The sequence below is a fragment of the Luteitalea sp. genome, assembly GCF_022842525.1.
GTDB lineage: Bacteria > Acidobacteriota > Vicinamibacteria > Vicinamibacterales > Vicinamibacteraceae > Luteitalea.
The window spans coordinates 41,045-57,182 of record NZ_JALHPM010000011.1 but is presented as its reverse complement, the minus strand read 5'-3'; the positions used below and the strand labels follow the sequence as shown (position 1 = coordinate 57,182).

The following is a 16,138-nucleotide window of genomic DNA, read 5'->3' as shown; positions in this document are numbered from 1 at the left end:
CCCTTACACTCCCGGTGCTCCACGCTCACCACTACCCGAAGGCGCGAGGACCTGCCATGCGACTCCCTGTCCTAGTCGGCCCTGTTCTCCTGGTCGCCGCCCTCACGTCAGGGGCAGGCGTCAGGCAAGCCGTCCGCGCCCAGACCCAACCGGCGGGCCGGCCACCGAACATCGTGGTGATCTTCACCGACGATCAGGGCTACGGCGACCTCGGCAGCTACGGACATCCCACGATTCGCACGCCGGCCATCGACCGCCTGGCCGCCGAAGGCCAGCGCTGGACCAGTTTCTACGCCGCGCCGGTCTGCACGCCGAGCCGGGCGCAGCTCCTGACCGGACGGCTGGCCGTTCGAACCGGGCTCGCGGCGGGTGTGCTGTTCCCCGACTCGCCGGGCGGCCTCGCATCGAGCGAGATCACCATCGCCGAAGTCCTGAAGACGCGAGGATATGCGACGACCGCCATCGGCAAGTGGCACCTTGGACTGAGTGCCGATCGGATGCCCATGGGCCAGGGCTTCGACTCGTATTTCGGCATCCCGTATTCGAACGACATGGACGGCGTGGTCGACCCGACGATTCCCGCCGACGCGTACGGTGGGCGCGGCCGGCGCTTCGCGCAGTACATGGAGCCCAAGCGCGGCTACTTCAACGTCCCGCTGATGCGCGACGACCGCATCATCGAGCGGCCCGCTGACCAGACCACGCTCACCGAGCGGTACACCAGCGAGGCGATCCGCTTCGTGACGGCGAATCGGCACCGGCCCTTCTTCCTGTACCTCGCGCACAACATGCCGCACATGCCGTTGTTCAGATCGAAGGCCTTCGAGGGACGCAGTCCACGGGGCATCTACGGCGACGTCATCGAGGAACTCGATGCCAACGTCGGTCGACTGGTCGAGGCCCTGCGCGACCTGCAGCTCGATCGCAACACACTCGTCGTCTTCACGACCGACAATGGGCCGTGGGCGCCGTACCTCGAACAAGGCGGATCGGCAGGTCTGCTGCGTGGCGCGAAGGCCAGCACGTGGGAAGGCGGGGTGCGGGTGCCGGCGATCTTCTGGTGGCCGGGGACGATTCAGCCAGCCGTGGTGACCGGTGTGGGGTCACAACTGGACCTGCTGCCAACGCTCGCCAGCATCGCCGGTGCGCAGGCGCCGATGGATCGCCCGCTCGACGGCGTCGACCTCTCGAACACGCTCAGGAGTGGCGCGCCAAGCCCCCGTACCACGGTGTTCTACTACGCGTCTGGCGCGGGCGACCCGGCGCCGCTCGTCGCGGTGCGGCGCGGCGCCTACAAGCTGCACCTGCGTATTCCAGGCTCGAGCGCGACCGAGCCGCAGTCGGCGCTCTACAACCTGGACGAGGATCCGTCCGAGCAGTTCGATCTCGTCACGACACGACCCGAGATCGTGCGCGCCCTCACCGGGCTGGCCGAGACACAGCGGACGGACGTCGCGCCGGCGGCCAGTCAACTCACCGGCCGCGGCGCGGCCGCGCCAGTGGGCCGTGGGACCCCGCCGGAGTAGTCTTGCGACAGCCGATGCCCCCACCGTCCCCGCAGCCCCACGTCGCCACGCGCCTGCTGTTCGGACTCTCCCGCTTCACGTGGCGCTGGGTCGTGCGCGCCGCGGTGCTGGCGGCGCTCGTGGTGGTCGCAGTGTCGGCCGGCTTCGCGGCCTACGCGGTGCTGATGCTGCCCAACGTCGACCCGTGGCACACGGTGCGCCTGCGCGGCGAGTTCACGGCCGGCGATGCGCAGGGGCTCGACTTTGCGGGCTACCAGGCCATCGAAGCGGCGTTGTTCGACGAGGAACGCCAGGCGATCAGCGCCATGCCGACCGACGCGCACTACTACGTCGGCAGCCGCTACGATCCCACCGGTCCGGCGCTGCGCCTGGCCCCCGGGCAGCCGTACAACCGCAGCACACGCCGCACGCCGCCGCAGGTCACGGGCGCCGCCCTGCTGATCCACGGGCTGTCCGACGGACCCTACTCGATGCAGAACCTCGGCGACGTGCTCCTCGCCCAGGGCTTCGAGGTCACGATCCTCCGACTCCCCGGCCACGGCACGCTGCCGTCCGGGATGATGGGGATGCACTACGACGACTGGGTCGCGGCCGTCCACGTCGCCGCGCGCGACATCAGCGCGCGCCTGCCGACGGACCTGCCGTTCTACATCGCGGGCTACTCCACCGGCGGTTCGCTCGCGCTGTCGTATGCCCTCGACCGGATCACCCCGGGCGCCGACCCGACGCTGCGCACGCCGACCCGCGTGCTGCTGGTGTCGGCCGCCGTCGAACTGACGCCCGCCGCGGCGCTGACGCCGATCCTCGACCTCTTCGCCCGCCTGCCCTTCGACGCCTTCGAGAAGGTGAACTGGCAGTCGATCGGCCCCGAGTACGACCCCTACAAGTTCGTGTCGTTCCCCATCAACGCCTCGCGGCAGGTCTACCACGCCACGAGACGGCTGCAGCGCCAGTTGCTCGAGGCCGAACAGGCCGGCCGCCTGTCGCAGCTGCCGTCGATCGTCGGCTTCCAGTCCGCGGTGGATTCGACGACGGGCCCGCATGGCGTTGCGGTCACGGTATTCGGACGCCTGCGCGGGCCGCAGCACCGGCTCGTCCTGTTCGACGTCAACCGCCACGCGCGCTACGACCTGGTCCGTCGTCCCGCCTCCGGCGCGCTCGTGACACAGGTGACTGGCGGCTTCGCGACCGGCACCCGCCAGCACGCGCTGGTCCTGGTGACCAACCGCGCACGAGACACCGACGAGGTCGAGGTCCGCGAGTACACCCCAGGCGCCGCCTCGCCGTCGGTGACGACACCCGGACTCCGGTGGCCCCCGCAACTCGTGTCGGTCGGCCACGTCTCGGTGCCGTTCCCGCCCAACGACCCGATGTACGGCTACGAGCCCGGCAGCGGCGCCAACGGCGTGCCGTCCATCGGCGCGTGGACGGTCCGCGGCGAGGAGGGCGCGATCGTGCTGCCGCTCGGCGCGCTCGGCCGCGTCCGTGCGACACCGTTCGGGACCGGGCTCACGCAGCAGGTGGAGCGGCTGGCGGCGACGGATACGGCGCGTTGACGTGGCAATTTGACATGTGACATTTGAAATTCACGCGCGCGGGCCTTCGGCCACGCGCGGCGACGGCCAGCAGGCCGAGCCGCCGAGCGTTTCGAATTTCCAGTTTCGAATTACAGTGGGCCTCCATATGAGGCTCCCGCTGATCCCCCTCCTGCTCGTCCTGTCGACCCTCCCGCTCGCGGCCCAGCCGCCCGGAGTGGACGAGGCGCTGTCGCGGCCGATTCTCGCGCCCGACCAGACGAAGATCGACACGCAGGTGTGGACCGCGACCCAGGTGCCGGTGCTGCAGGTCCCCGCGACGCGGGGCGCGTGGGAAGCGCAGGCCCGCACGCTGCGGCAGCGCCTGCTCGACGAGGTCGTGTACCGCGGCACGGCCCGGGACTGGCGCACGCAGACGGTGAAGGTCGAGGAGTTCGGCGTGATCGAGGCCGACGGCTATCGTGTGCGCAAGATCCGCTTCGAGGCCGTGCCCGGGCTGCACGTGCCGGCGCTCGTGTACGAGCCGGTCCTGACGCGGACGGACCGCTCGGAGAGCGGTCCCTACCCGGCGGGGGCGTCCCAGAAGATTCCCGTGGTGCTGAACTTCAATGGGCACGAGGGGACGGGGATGGCCAACGCGTACCATCAGGCGCGTGCCATCAACCTCGCGAAGAAGGGCCTCTACGCCATCAACGTCGAGTGGATTGGCCAGACGCAGCTGGCCACGACGGGCCTGCAGCACTACAAGATGAACATGCTCGACCTCGTGGGCACACCGGGGCTCGCGGTGTTCTACGAGTCGCTGCGCCGCACGCTGGACATCGGTCTGGCGCTCCCCGATGCCGATGCCAGCAAAGTCGCGGTGACGGGACTCTCCGGCGGGGGCTGGCAGACGATCATCCTCAGCGCGCTCGACACGCGCGTGACGCTGGCCAATCCGGTCGCGGGCTTCTCGAGCTTCGTCACCCGCACGCAGTGGCCCGAGAAGGACCTCGGCGACTCGGAACAGACGCCGTCCGACCTGGCCTCGATCGCCGACTACACGCACCTCAACGCGCTGATGGCGCCGCGCGCGCTGCAGCTGACCTACAACGCGAAGGACACGTGCTGCTATCGCGGCGACTACGCCGTTGGCAACCTGGTGCAGCAGGCGCGTCCGGTGTTCGACCTGCTCGGCGCGAGCGCGAAACTCGGCTACCACGTCAACTACGACAACGGCCACAACTACGAACAGGACAACCGCGAGGCCTTCTACCGCTTCGTGCACGAGCACCTGCTCGACAACCGGCCCGGCTTCGACCCGCGCGAGATCGACGTGACGAAGGACCTCCGCGACCTGGCCACGCTGACGATTCCCGTCCCGGCCGACAACGCGGACTTCCCGACCCTCGCGCGCGGCATCCTCGCGTCGCTGCCGGCCCCGGCCGCGCCGACCCGCGCCCGCCTGCAGGCCCTCGTCAAGGCGCCGACGTTCACGGCCCGCGCCGTCGACGCCGGCTCCGCGTCCGGCGCGATCTTCTGGAAGCTCCACCTCGATCGCTGGACCGTGCCGGTCACCGAGCTCGCCCCGACGACGGGCGCCGCCAAGGCCACGACCCTCCTCCTCAACGACGCCGGGCGCGCCAGAGCCGGCGACGATGCCCGACGATGGCTGGGCGAGGGACATCGGGTGGCGGCGGTCGACCCGTGGTACTTCGGCGAGTCCGCCCTCGGCAAGCAGGACTTCCTCTTCGGCCTGCTGGTCGCGGCCCTCGGCGAACGTCCGCTCGGCCTCGAGGCCGGACAGGTCGCGGCCACCGCACGCTGGCTGAAGTCCCGCCACGGCGCGCCCGTGCAGGTGGTCGCACGCGGCCCTCGCACGAGCCTGATCGCGCTGGTCGCCGCCGCGCTCGAGCCGGAGGCGATCAGCGGCGTGCAGCTGCACGACAGCTGGAAGACGCTGCGCGAGGTGCTCGACCGCAACATCAGCGCCCAGCAGATGCCGGAGATGTTCGCGTTCGGGCTGCTGGCCGAGTTCGACCTGCCGCAGATCGAGGCCCTCGTGGCCCCTCGCCCGGTCGTTGCGCCGGGGCGATGAGCGAGCAGGTTCTGCCCGACGAGCGACACCTCGACTCCCCGCGGCAGGCGCACGCCGATGCACCTCCATGCCCGTGTAGCTGTTGTGTTCCAGCTTGACGCCACCGGTGACCGCGAGTCGCCGCGGCACGAGGGAGACCGTGTCCTGCGCGAAGACGCTGAACAGGTTGAGCGTGTGCTCGCGCGGCAGGAAGTCGGCGTACGCGTAGGTCTGGATGACGCGGCTTGGACTGGTGCGTACGCCAGCCCCCCAGACGACGTCGTGCCGGTCGGCCGCCAGGAGCCATGCCGCAATCGCCGAGCTTGGCGTGCCCACCATGAACGGTGATGCGAGCGGCCCTTCTATCCCGCACGCGCGCGATCGACGCCGGCGACTCTGCGCGCTGACGACAAACTCAGGAGTGGTGTCGCCGAGTCAGCGTCGGGTTACGCAACGCATCTGGCGCCAACAGGCGCATGATGAGCGCTGGGGGTTCATATGGCGAACGATGCGAAGCGCGACGCAAACGCAAACGGGATAGACGACGAGATCGAGCCACCTGTGGCCGACGTGACAGCTGGCATACGACAGCTTGCCGATCGGCTCGAACAGCATCACGGGACCGACCCGACGCTGTCGGGCGGCGACGTCGATGCTCGCTGGGAGGATGCCGAGTCCGGCGGTGACGAGACGGTTGGCGGCAGCACGGCCACGCCTGGACAGAACGACGTCGAGGCGATGGGCAAGGCGCTCGGCGTCACGTATGCCGACAGCGAACCGCTCGACCCTGGTCAGAAGGAGGCCGAGCGCGACGCCCATCGATGGGAACTCGACCCGGCCTCATCGGAGGACTACGCCGAGCGGACGACGCCCGAGGAGTAGAGGGATGCGGTTGCGCCATCGACGCCCTGCGCATGAGTCCACCGCGACATGGCGTCATGGCGGTGACCCATGCGGTCGTCTCGTGGCACTACAGTAGGTTGCCAGGCGGGCGAGGGCTCATGCTGGCCGTGGCCGGCGGCATCTTCACGCACCTGGTCCATCTGGCCTACCCTCACTGGGCGCTGGGCCTGCTCGGCGACACACTGGTGGGCGCGGTGACTGGACTCGCGCTCGCCGGGGTGGCCCATCTCCTCGCACGCCGCCGCGAGACCGCCTGATCGGCCGCTACGCGTCGTCGGTCGATGGTTGGCGGTTGCGGTGCCATTTCTCGATGCCGATCACCGGCAGGATGACGGCCGCGACGAGCACCGACTTGGTCCACGCGTCGAGGTTCAGGGCGTGCGACCCGAACAGCCCGTTCATGAACGGCGCGTAGACGAAGACCAGCTGCAGCAGCAGCAGCGCCCCGATGCCCATGTAGACCGACGGGTTGCTGAACAGCCCGATCTTCAGCAGCGAGTCCTTGAGGCTCCGGCAGTTGAGCAGGTAGAAGATCTGGAAGAGGATGACGGTCGTCACCGCCATCGTCTGCGCCTCGGCGAGGGCGACCGCGTGCGAGACGCCCTGGCCGGTTTCGTGGTGATACTCGTAAAGGAAGAGCCCGACGCCGCCAGTGGCCATCAGCACCCCCGCGACGAGAGTGCGGGTCAGGACGAACCGGCCGAGCACCGGCGCTCCGGGCTTGCGGGGCGGGCGGCGCATCACGTTGGGCTCCATCGCCTCGAACGCCAGCGGCAGCGCCAGCGCCACCGTTGCCACCAGGTTGATCCAGAGAGTCTGCACCGGCTCCATCGGCAGCATCGGCATGCCGTCGATCTTCGGGAAGAAGACGACCGCGGTGATGAGGATGAGCGCCAGCCCGAGGTTGGTGGGAAGCACGAACGCCAGGCTCTTGATCAGGTTGTCGTAGACCCGCCGGCCTTCCTCGACGGCGGCGGCAATCGAGGCGAAGTTGTCGTCGGTCAGGACGATGTCGGCCGCCTCCTTGCTCACGGCGGTGCCGGTGATCCCCATCGCCACGCCGATGTTGGCCTGCTTGAGGGCCGGGGCATCGTTCACCCCGTCGCCGGTCATCGCCACGATGTGCCCCTCGGCCTGAAGCGCCTTGACCAGCCGAAGCTTGTGCTCGGGGGCGACGCGGGCGAAGACGTTGGCCTTCGTCGCCGCGGTGCGCAGCTGCTCGTCGCTCATCGCCGCCAGTTCGCTGCCGATGACGGCCCTGTCCGACGCAGCGAGCAGGCCGAGCTGCGTGCCAATCGCCTGGGCGGTGCCGGCGTGGTCGCCGGTGATCATCTTGACGATGATCCCGGCGGCGTGGCAGGTCTTGACGGCCTCGATCGCCTCGCCACGCGGCGGGTCGATCATGCCGACGAGGCCGAGCAACGTGAACCCGGCGCCGGCGTCTGGCTCGTGGATCGCCGTCATCGACGCCTCGGGGCGCCTCCCGGCCACGGCCAGCACCCGCATGCCGCGGGACGCCATCGCGTCGACCTGCTCGAGCACCAGGACCTTCGTGACGGGCGACCCATCGGGGTTGACGCCACAGCGGCCGATGACCACCTCGGGAGCGCCCTTGAGGTAGATCACGCTCCCGCGGTCGTCGCGGTGGAGCGTCGCCATGTACTGCAGTTCGGACTCGAACGGGATCGCGTCGATCCGCGCGACCCGGCGGCGGGCGTCGGTTTCGGAGATGCCCAGCTTGTGGCCCGCGACGACCAGCGCCGCCTCGGTGGGATCGCCGGTGATCTTCCAGTGCTCGCCAACTTTACCGAGCGTGGCGTCGTTGCAGAGCGTGCCGGCCAGCAGCAACTCGTGGACGGCGTCGGAGGCGGCGCCGGTCGGCGTGGGCGAGAGGGTGCCCTCGGGCTCATAGCCGATGCCCGACACGTCGATGTTGCCGTGGCAGGTCCACAGGGCCTGCACGGTCATCTCGTTGCGGGTCAGGGTGCCGGTCTTGTCGGAGCAGATGACCGTCGTGCTCCCAAGCGTCTCGACGGCCGGGAGCTTGCGGATGACCGCCCGCCGGCGGGCCATGCGGCGGACGCCGATCGCGAGGGCGATCGTGATAATCGCCGGGAGCCCCTCGGGAATCGCGGCCACGGCGAGGGTGATCGCGGCGAGCGCGGCATCGATGAACTGATACCCGCGCAAGAGGCCGATCGCGGCCATGACGGCGGCGACGATCAGGATGGCGACGGTCAGCGTCTTGCCGACGCTGGCCATCGATCGGGTTAGCGGAGTCTGGAGTTCGTCGGCGGTGTCGAGCATGGACGAGATGCGTCCGAGCTCGGTCTGCAGGGCCGTCGCGACGACGACGCCGGTCGCGGTGCCGTAGGAGACGAGCGTGCCGCCGTATGCCATGCCGAGGCGGTCGCCGAGCGACGCGTCGGGCGCGACGGCGGCGATGTGCTTCTCGGTCGGGACCGACTCGCCGGTCAGGGCGGCCTCGTCGATCCGCAGGCTCTTGTGCTCGAGCAGCCGCAGATCGGCGGGGACCTTGTCGCCTGATGCCAGCATGACGACGTCGCCGGGGACCAGTTCGGCGGCCGGGAGGGCGTGCTTGCCGCCGTCGCGGAGGACGATGGCGTTGTTCGGAACCATCGCGCTCAGGGCCTGGATGGCCTGGCCGGCGCGGTACTCCTGGATGTAACCGATGATCGTGTTGAGCACGACCACGCCCAGGACGACCGATCCGTCGAGGGGCTTGCCGAGCACGATCGCCAGCGCGGCCGAGGCCAGCAGGACCCAGATCAGCGGGTTGTTGACCTGCCGCCACAACAGCGCCCAGGCCGTGTCGGCCTTGCCCTGGGCCAGCAGGTTCGGGCCGTAGCGTTCGCGCCTGGCCTTGGCGTCGCTGGTGGACAGGCCCTGCCGGACGGTGCCGAGCGCGGCGAGCACCGCGTCGGGCGTCTGGGCGTGCCAGGCCGTGTCGGCGGCGGCGCGGGGGGCGTTCGTGGGGATGCTGTCGAGTTCGTCCAAGGGGGTCACGGCCATCGGCTCTACGGGCACCTTTGCCGCCACCTCGGCCCCAGGGCTTGGGCGGATGATCGGCCAGACACGGCCATTCTCGCCTATTCCAGCGCGCGTTCGAATCCGATCGCACGGCCCCGGCGGGCGGCGCCGACGACGGGGCCGAGGCGGCGCTTGCCCTCCTGAAGGCGTCGGGGGGATCGTGGCCAAGGAGAGCAGACCGCGGGTTGGCTCCTGCATCGTCCCCGGCGATGCGGCAGCCGATGGTCACACTCTGACCGTTCGTTTCCGGGACGCCGGGTTCCGCGTTCGACCAGTGGAGTGCGTCATGGCCGCGCCGCGAGCGCTGTACGATGCCGTTTCCGCCGCTCGCCAGGCAGGCACCTGGTGGCACGCAACCTGCGACTGGACCGTCCATGCTCGACCTGCGTTACGCGTTCAGGCAACTCCTCAGGTCGCCGGGGTTCACGGTGGTGGCGCTGCTGACCCTGGCCCTGGGCATGGGCGTCAACGCGGCGCTGTTCAGCGTCTTCCATGGCGTGGTCCTGCGGCAGCCACCTTATCCCGACGCCGAGCGACTCCTCACCATCCACAACCTCTCGGCCGGCGACATCGCAAGCGGTGGACGGCTCTCCCGAGCGGAGTTTCGCGACTACGAAGGCCGCCAGCGCGCCTTCGCGGGCATGGCCGCCTCCGACCTGGGTCGCATGACACTGACGTCGACGGGCGACGGTCACGCGCTCGCAGAGCGTGTCAAGGTCTCGCGCGTCACACCCAATCTCTTCCCGCTGCTTGGTGTCCAACCGGCTCGCGGGCGCGCCTTTCAGTCCGGTGACGACAGCGCCGGCGCGATGGCGATCATCAGTGACCAGTTGTGGCGCACGCATTTCGGCGGCGTCGACGACATCCTCTCCCGTTCGGTCCGCCTCAACGGCGCGGAGCACGCGATCGTCGGCGTCATGCCGACCGGCTTCGGGTATCCCGAGCCCGACATGGGCGCCTGGACACCGATGGATCTGCGCCCCCGCGACGCGTCTGACCAGACCGATCACTATCTCGCCGCGATTGGGCGCCTGGCGCCTGGCACGAGCGCCGATTCGGCGCGCCTCGATCTCCAGCGAGTGGCACGCGAACTCCAACAGGAGGCGCCCGACTCGTATCCGGCAGATTCCGCCTGGTCTCTCGGCGCCGAGACCCTACGCGAGAGTCACTACGGCCACATGCGGCTGCCGCTCGGACTGCTGATGGCCGCCGCGGCTGCGGTGCTGCTGATCGCGTGCGTGAATGTCGCCGTCATGGCCCTGTTGCGCGCACTCGCCCGCCGCCGCGAGATCTCGATCAGGCTGGCCGTCGGCGCCAGGCGCCGTGACCTGATCCGCCAGCTGATGACCGAAGCCCTGGTCCTGTCCACGCTTGCCGCCATCGCCGGCATCGTGATCGCGCAGAGCGCGATCACCCTGGTGAAGGTCATGGCACCGCCCGGCATTCCGCGCCTGCAGGCGGTCGGCATCGATGTGCCGACGGCACTGTTCGCGACGACGGCGCTGGTGCTGGTCGCGCTCATGGTCGGTCTCGCACCGGCACTGGTGGCGCTGCGCATGAAGGCCTTCGCAGGCGCCTTTCCCTCCAACCGCTCGTCCGACAGTCGAGCGACCGCTCGCGTGCGTGACGCCTTGACGGTGACCGAGATCGCGCTGGCCGCCTCGCTGCTGATCTGTGCGGGCTTGACCGTACGCAGCCTGCACGCGCTGGTCAGCGTCGATCTCGGGTTCGCGACCGAGCGTCGCTTCAGCTTCAAGACCAACCTCACCGAGGCCGCCTACCCGGACCAGGCGCGCGTCGATCTGTTCTACGAACAGCTGACCGGGAGGCTTGCGGCCCTGCCAGGCACCGAGTCGATCGGCGCCATCTCCTATCTCCCGCTCAGCGGCGAAGGGCAGTCGACCGTCGCGGCCCCGGCGGACGTCGTCGGTTCGGGGGCGTCCTCAGACATCGCGGTCGGGTGGGGGATCGTCCGAGGACGCTACTTCGAGACGATGGACGTCGCGCTGGTCAGCGGGCGCCTCTTCTCCACCGACGATCGGCCGACGTCGCCGCCGGTCGCGATCGTGGACGATGTGCTGGCGCGTCGTCTGTGGCCGACCGCAGCCGAGGCCGTCGGCCAGCGCGTTCGCTTCGGATCCGGCCCCAGCAGCGAGACGCGGACCGTCGTCGGCGTCGTCCGCCATGTCAGTCATGTCGAGCCCGGGACGCCCTCGTTGCCGATGGCCTACGCGCCGCAGTCGCAGGTCTACCAGCGCGGGATGTACACCGTGATGCGAACGACGAGTACACCGCAGGTCCTGGTGCCGGCCGCGAGAGCTGCTCTCGCGGCGGTCGACCCGTCGGTGCCGATGTACTTCGCCGAGACCGTCGCCGCACGCTACGACGCTGCGATCGCGCTGCCTCGCTTCACCGCGGGCCTCGTCAGCGCGTTCTCCTCGCTGGCGCTGCTGCTCGCCGGCGTCGGCATCTTCGGGGTCACCGGCTACGCCGTCGCGCAGCGCACACGTGAGTTCGGCATCCGCCTCGCGCTCGGGGCGCCGCGCGCGCACGTCGGCGCGCTGGTGCTCGCCCGGGTCGCCGCTCTCGCGGCTGTGGGGCTCGGCATCGGCACGGCGATGGGCCTCGGCCTCGGGTCGTTGATGTCAGGCCTCCTGTTCGGGATCGAGCCCGGAGACCCCTGGACGATCGCCGCCGTCATGGGCGCGATTGGGCTGACCGCGATGCTTGCCAGCCTCGCCCCCCTGCGTCATGCCGTGAGGGTGAACCCGGCGCAGACGTTGCGGTCGGAGTAACCGGGTGCCACACGGTCCCACTGGAGATTGGTGGACTTCGAACAACTGAGCGGCGCCCGGAGGGACTCGAGCCCGGCGGCGAGCCGAAGGCGGAGCCGCGGGCCTGAGGCCTGGCGGGCGCGACCACCCGCGCCTTGCGCGGGTGGTGCGCCCGGAGGGACTCGAACCCCCGACCTGCGGCTTCGAAGGCCGACGCTCTATCCAGCTGAGCTACAGGCGCACGCGGAAGGCGCCCATCGTAGCACGCAGGACGGGGGCACTCGTCAGTAGGTCAGCTTCGGCGACCGGGTCTGGTCGGATGTGGTGTTCCCCGTCATCCGATTCCATCCATCGCGGACCGCGTCCTTGATGGATTCCCAGGTGGTTTGACCGCGGTGTTCGTAGCGGTCCCAGTCACGCGAGAGGTCCGCTTCGACATCGTCCCAGTCGCGCCCCTGGTAGCGACTGGCCGATTCGTAACCGTAGCGGTAGCCGCCGCGCAGGTCGTCGTACGAGCGGCCGGAGGCATACGGCCGCGTGCTGTAGGTGTTGCGCCAGTAACTGTCGTGGTCGTCCCAAAGATCAGCCATGGTGATGTCTCTCCTTGCCTCGGAGACGTTGCAAGGATCGATCACACACGCAGGCGGCAATCACGGCCGGTTTTCGCCCGCGCGCAGGCCGACGACATGGAAAGATGCGGACGGGTGCACCGAGATCGAACACGACCGCAACGATGAGGGGCGCGTGGGCGTGCCTCCCATCTCGGGCATCGCTGGAGGTCAGGGCAGCGACGCGGTGCTGGTGATCATCGGCGCGCGCTTGTTGGGATACTGCGGCGTGGTCACGGCCGGGATGGGCGCTTCACGGATGCGCTGCTGCAGGTAGGCGATCGCTGCGTCGAGCTGCGCGTCCGCGCCGGCAAACGTCGCCACTGGCAAGTTGTCGACGACGACGTCGGGGTCGACGCCGTGGCCTTCGATGAGCCACGCGCCGTCCGGCGTGAAGACGCCGGTGTCCGGCACCGACGCCGTGCCGCGGTCCAGCAGGGCGGTGCCACCGCTGCCCCAGATCTCGCCGCCCCACGTGCGGGTGCCGATCACGATGCCGAGGCCGAGCCGGCGAATGCCTTCCGCGAACGCCTCGCCGTCGGACGCCGTCTCCTGATCGACCAGCACGGCGATGTGCCCCCGGTACGTCGACGGCATGTTCGGTGACGGCGGGCCGTTGCGCGGCTGCCAGTAGAACCACGCCTGCCGCAGCAGGCGGCTGAGCAGCCAGCTGTCGATGTTGCCGCCCGTGTTGCGGCGCAGATCGATGACCAGTCCCTGCCGTCCCTGCACGGGATGGAAGGCGCGCTGCCACTCGGCCATGTCCGCCGCGTTCATCGCCCGCAGGTGGACGTAGCCGATGGTCTCGGCTGAGGCCTCGTCCACCCGGCGCCGTCGCTCGAGTTCCCACGCGCGATAGCGCAGATCCGCGTCGCGCCTGGCCGAGATCGGTCGCACGACCACGTCGCGTACCCGCCCCGTGTCGGCGGCGAGCACGCGCAGGCGGACGTCCTTGTCCACGGCATCGCGCAACAGCAACTGCAGGTGCGCCGGCCCGAGCGTGCCGACGCCATCGACGGCCGCGATGACGTCCCCCTCCCGGATGTCGGCGTGCGCCGCCGCGAGCGGACTCCGGTCGCCGGGCAAATCCGGATCGCCCATCAGCACGCGGGTCACCCGATAGCCACCACGGCGCTCGTCACGCTCCAGCGTCGCGCCGAGCGCACCGAAGGCCACCGTGTCGGGCGCGGGCACGTCCCCGCCGCGCACGAACATGTGCAGCGCCGACAGTTCCCCCAGCATCTGCGCGATGAGATCGCCGAGCTCGGCGCGGTCGGTCACGCGCGCGACCAGCGGCTCGTAGCGCGCCCGCATGGCGGCCCAGTCGACGCCGTGCATCGCCCGGTCGTAGAAGCCGTCCCGCTGCTGTCGCCAGGCGTCGACGAAGATCTGGCGCCACTCCTCGCGCGGCTGCACCGTCAGCGTCCACTCGCCGACGAGTACCTTCGCGCGGGCCAGGTCCGACGGCACCGTCCCATCGGCCGGCAACACGAAGTGGTCGTCCCCCCGCGCGATCAGCAGCGTCGACCGATCGTGCGACAGCTCGAAGCGATCGACGTTGACGGCCACGGTCTCGAGCTGGCGACTGTCGTCGATCGGCAGCATGCGGAGAGCCTTGCGGGCCGTGCCGCCCGCCTCCCACGAGAGGAAGTACAGCCGCTGCCCATCGGTGTCCAGCGCCCCGTAGTTGCCGGGCACGAGCGGCACGTCGGACACCCGCGCCGCCAGCCCGTCGAGATCGATCGTCGTCCGTCCCGCGGCGCCAACGCTCACGCCGCTCCTCGCCAGCGGATCCCGCAGCGGCGTGGCCCGCTCCTCCTTCGTCGCGAACCGTGATCGCGCATCCTTCCGCAGCGCGATCTGGTAGACCCGGGTCTGGCGATCGAAGAACGGCTCGGGCTGACGCACGCCCCATGGCGAGGGCACCACGCTCTCGAAGGTGCGGTCGGACAGGAAGTAGAGCCACGCCCCATCCGGACTCCACGTCGGGCTGTAGCTGTCGAAGCGATCGGTGGTGATCGGCCGCGTCGTGCCATCGGCCACGGCATGCAGCCAGATGCGGCTGAAGGCGTTGGCCCCCACCTGCACGTAGGCCAGCCACTGCGAGTCGGCCGACCACCGCAGATCGCGGAAGGCGGCGACGTCACTCGTCGCGATGACCCGCCCGGTCCCGGTCCTGACGTCGTGCACCCACAGGCGCTGATCCTGATCCTGATGGGCCACGAGTCGCCCGTCGGGCGACACGACGCCGTCGCGGCGCGTCACGGTGGATCCCGTGGTGACCGCCCGTGCCGGAGTGCTCGCGTCGGCCGGGAACGTCCAGAACTCGAACTCGCCGGTGTGATCGCCCAGCGCGATGATCGACCGTCCGTCGGGCAGGAATCGCGCCTCGCGATAGCGCACGCCTGCCGCCCGTGCGGCCAGCGTGACCGGGGCCCCCTTGGCCGTCCCCTGCGTGACGGCCCCCTGCGAGACCGGGACGGTGAAGACCTGCCCGCGCGCCGTGAGCACGAGCCGGTCCCCCGACGGCGACAGATGCGCAGACGTCAGCCAGTCGGCCGGCGACGGCACATCGCGTGGCTGCCCCGTCGTGACGCTCGGACCGAGCGTGATGGGCACGCGCACGTCCTCGCCGTTGGTGACGTCGAGCACGCGCAGATCCGCGCCCAGCTGATAGACGACGCGACCGTTCCGCATCGAGGGGCTCTGGACGTCGAACTCGAGGTGGTGGGTGTGCTGCCGCAGGTCGCCGCCCTCCGTGGTCATCGACCAGAGGTTCATCGACCCATCGCGGTCGCTCTCGAAGTAGACGCGGCCCCGCCACAGCATCGGCGTCCGGTTGGTGCCGGGCACGCCGGCGGTCAGGGGCTCGGCCTCCGCCGCACCGGGCCGGAGTCGCCAGATCGACTGGGCGCCTCCCCCCTGGTAGCGCTTCGTGAAGCTGCCCTGGAAGGCGAACCGCGTGAAGAAGAGGGTGCCCGTCTCGTCGTACTGCCCGTCGCTCGCCAGCGCGACCGGGACGACGACGACCGCGCGGGTGACGGGGTGAACCCGGGCGAGGTGGACGCCGGGGAGATCGCCGTGCTGCCTTGTGGCGAATAGCACCTCGCCGGTCGGGGTCCAGCCGACGACCACCGCACCATCGGCGCCGAAGGTGAGACGCTCGGGCGTGGCGGTGTCACCCAGACGCTGGACGTAGACCTCGATCGGGCCATCGACCGCCGCGGAGAAGGCCACGTGCGTGCCGTCGGGAGACACGGCCGCATGCGCCTCCTCCCCAGACGAGCGGGTGAGCCGCGTGGCGGGTCCGCCCCGCAGCCCCACGCGCCAGAGGTCGCCCTGCGCCGTGAACACCACACCATCGTCGGACAGCGCCGGGAAGCGGAAGTAGCCCACCGCCGACGCACGCTCGTCCGCCCGTGCGACGCCCGCCAGCAACAGGAATCCAACGACGATGAGGCCCACGATCGCGCGGCGCATGACGCTCTCGCGGATCTGCACTGCAAGGTCGGGCACAACGATGGGGAGGCCCATCCAGGGTCGCGGAGCAGCCGGATTGCCGGCCCACGATCACACGGGCGCCTTCGTTTTTCCTCGAGAAGTCACGGATTCTGTGCGAGGCGCCCCTCATGGCCGAGGTGGCGCGTCACGGCCTCCTCTCGAGTGGGGCATCGCCAGCACTGGC

General features: G+C 70.1%; 9 protein-coding genes and 1 tRNA gene. 6 read left to right on the top strand and 4 right to left on the bottom strand.

The window, feature by feature from the left end:
* Positions 1-56 precede the first annotated feature (56 nt).
* From Q0C41_RS04220 to Q0C41_RS04200, 5 genes are all read left to right on the top strand, one after another.
* Entirely contained in the window at positions 57-1,526 is a 1,470-nt protein-coding gene (locus Q0C41_RS04220; protein WP_291981237.1) for a sulfatase, read from the top strand.
* Between the two features lie 14 nt (positions 1,527-1,540).
* Complete coding sequence (locus tag Q0C41_RS04215; protein ID WP_291981236.1) at positions 1,541-3,082, top strand: alpha/beta hydrolase; 1,542 nt, start codon at positions 1,541-1,543, stop codon at positions 3,080-3,082.
* Between the two features lie 127 nt (positions 3,083-3,209).
* Positions 3,210-5,138, top strand: a complete 1,929-nt coding sequence (locus tag Q0C41_RS04210) for a hypothetical protein (RefSeq protein ID WP_291981235.1) — start codon at positions 3,210-3,212, stop codon at positions 5,136-5,138.
* A gap of 549 nt (positions 5,139-5,687) precedes the next feature.
* Positions 5,688-5,999, top strand: coding sequence for a DUF6335 family protein (locus tag Q0C41_RS04205; RefSeq protein ID WP_291981234.1), 312 nt, complete (start codon positions 5,688-5,690; stop codon positions 5,997-5,999).
* Positions 6,000-6,031: 32 nt separating this feature from the next.
* Positions 6,032-6,277 (top strand): hypothetical protein, encoded by a 246-nt coding sequence (locus Q0C41_RS04200; protein ID WP_291981233.1) that lies wholly within the window; start codon positions 6,032-6,034, stop codon positions 6,275-6,277.
* A gap of 7 nt (positions 6,278-6,284) precedes the next feature.
* On the opposite strand, the gene Q0C41_RS04195 is transcribed toward Q0C41_RS04200, so the two are convergent.
* Positions 6,285-9,053 (bottom strand): HAD-IC family P-type ATPase, encoded by a 2,769-nt coding sequence (locus Q0C41_RS04195; protein WP_367079118.1) that lies wholly within the window; start codon positions 9,051-9,053, stop codon positions 6,285-6,287.
* 392 nt (positions 9,054-9,445) lie between these two features.
* On the opposite strand from Q0C41_RS04195, the gene Q0C41_RS04190 reads away from it, so the two are divergent.
* Positions 9,446-11,866, top strand: coding sequence for an ABC transporter permease (locus Q0C41_RS04190; RefSeq protein WP_291981228.1), 2,421 nt, complete (start codon positions 9,446-9,448; stop codon positions 11,864-11,866).
* A gap of 143 nt (positions 11,867-12,009) precedes the next feature.
* Here the strand turns inward: Q0C41_RS04190 and Q0C41_RS04185 are convergent.
* From Q0C41_RS04185 to Q0C41_RS04175, 3 genes are all read right to left on the bottom strand, one after another.
* Positions 12,010-12,086: transfer RNA gene (locus Q0C41_RS04185), tRNA-Arg, on the bottom strand.
* 43 nt (positions 12,087-12,129) lie between these two features.
* Positions 12,130-12,435 (bottom strand): hypothetical protein, encoded by a 306-nt coding sequence (locus tag Q0C41_RS04180; protein ID WP_291981226.1) that lies wholly within the window; start codon positions 12,433-12,435, stop codon positions 12,130-12,132.
* Positions 12,436-12,624: 189 nt separating this feature from the next.
* A complete protein-coding gene (locus Q0C41_RS04175; RefSeq protein ID WP_291981224.1) occupies positions 12,625-15,933 on the bottom strand; it encodes a S41 family peptidase in 3,309 nt (1,102 codons plus the stop codon).
* Positions 15,934-16,138 lie beyond the last annotated feature (205 nt).

What these genes read in the sequence shown, in the direction of transcription:
- Q0C41_RS04195 (WP_367079118.1), bottom strand. Translation starts at nt 9,053, where the DNA reads ATGGCCGTGACCCCCTTGGACGAACTCGACAGCATCCCCACGAACGCC.
- Q0C41_RS04175 (WP_291981224.1), bottom strand. Translation starts at nt 15,933, where the DNA reads ATGCGCCGCGCGATCGTGGGCCTCATCGTCGTTGGATTCCTGTTGCTG.
- Q0C41_RS04190 (WP_291981228.1), top strand. Translation starts at nt 9,446, where the DNA reads ATGCTCGACCTGCGTTACGCGTTCAGGCAACTCCTCAGGTCGCCGGGG.
- Q0C41_RS04215 (WP_291981236.1), top strand. Translation starts at nt 1,541, where the DNA reads ATGCCCCCACCGTCCCCGCAGCCCCACGTCGCCACGCGCCTGCTGTTC.
- Q0C41_RS04220 (WP_291981237.1), top strand. Translation starts at nt 57, where the DNA reads ATGCGACTCCCTGTCCTAGTCGGCCCTGTTCTCCTGGTCGCCGCCCTC.
- Q0C41_RS04210 (WP_291981235.1), top strand. Translation starts at nt 3,210, where the DNA reads ATGAGGCTCCCGCTGATCCCCCTCCTGCTCGTCCTGTCGACCCTCCCG.
- Q0C41_RS04200 (WP_291981233.1), top strand. Translation starts at nt 6,032, where the DNA reads ATGAGTCCACCGCGACATGGCGTCATGGCGGTGACCCATGCGGTCGTC.
- Q0C41_RS04180 (WP_291981226.1), bottom strand. Translation starts at nt 12,435, where the DNA reads ATGGCTGATCTTTGGGACGACCACGACAGTTACTGGCGCAACACCTAC.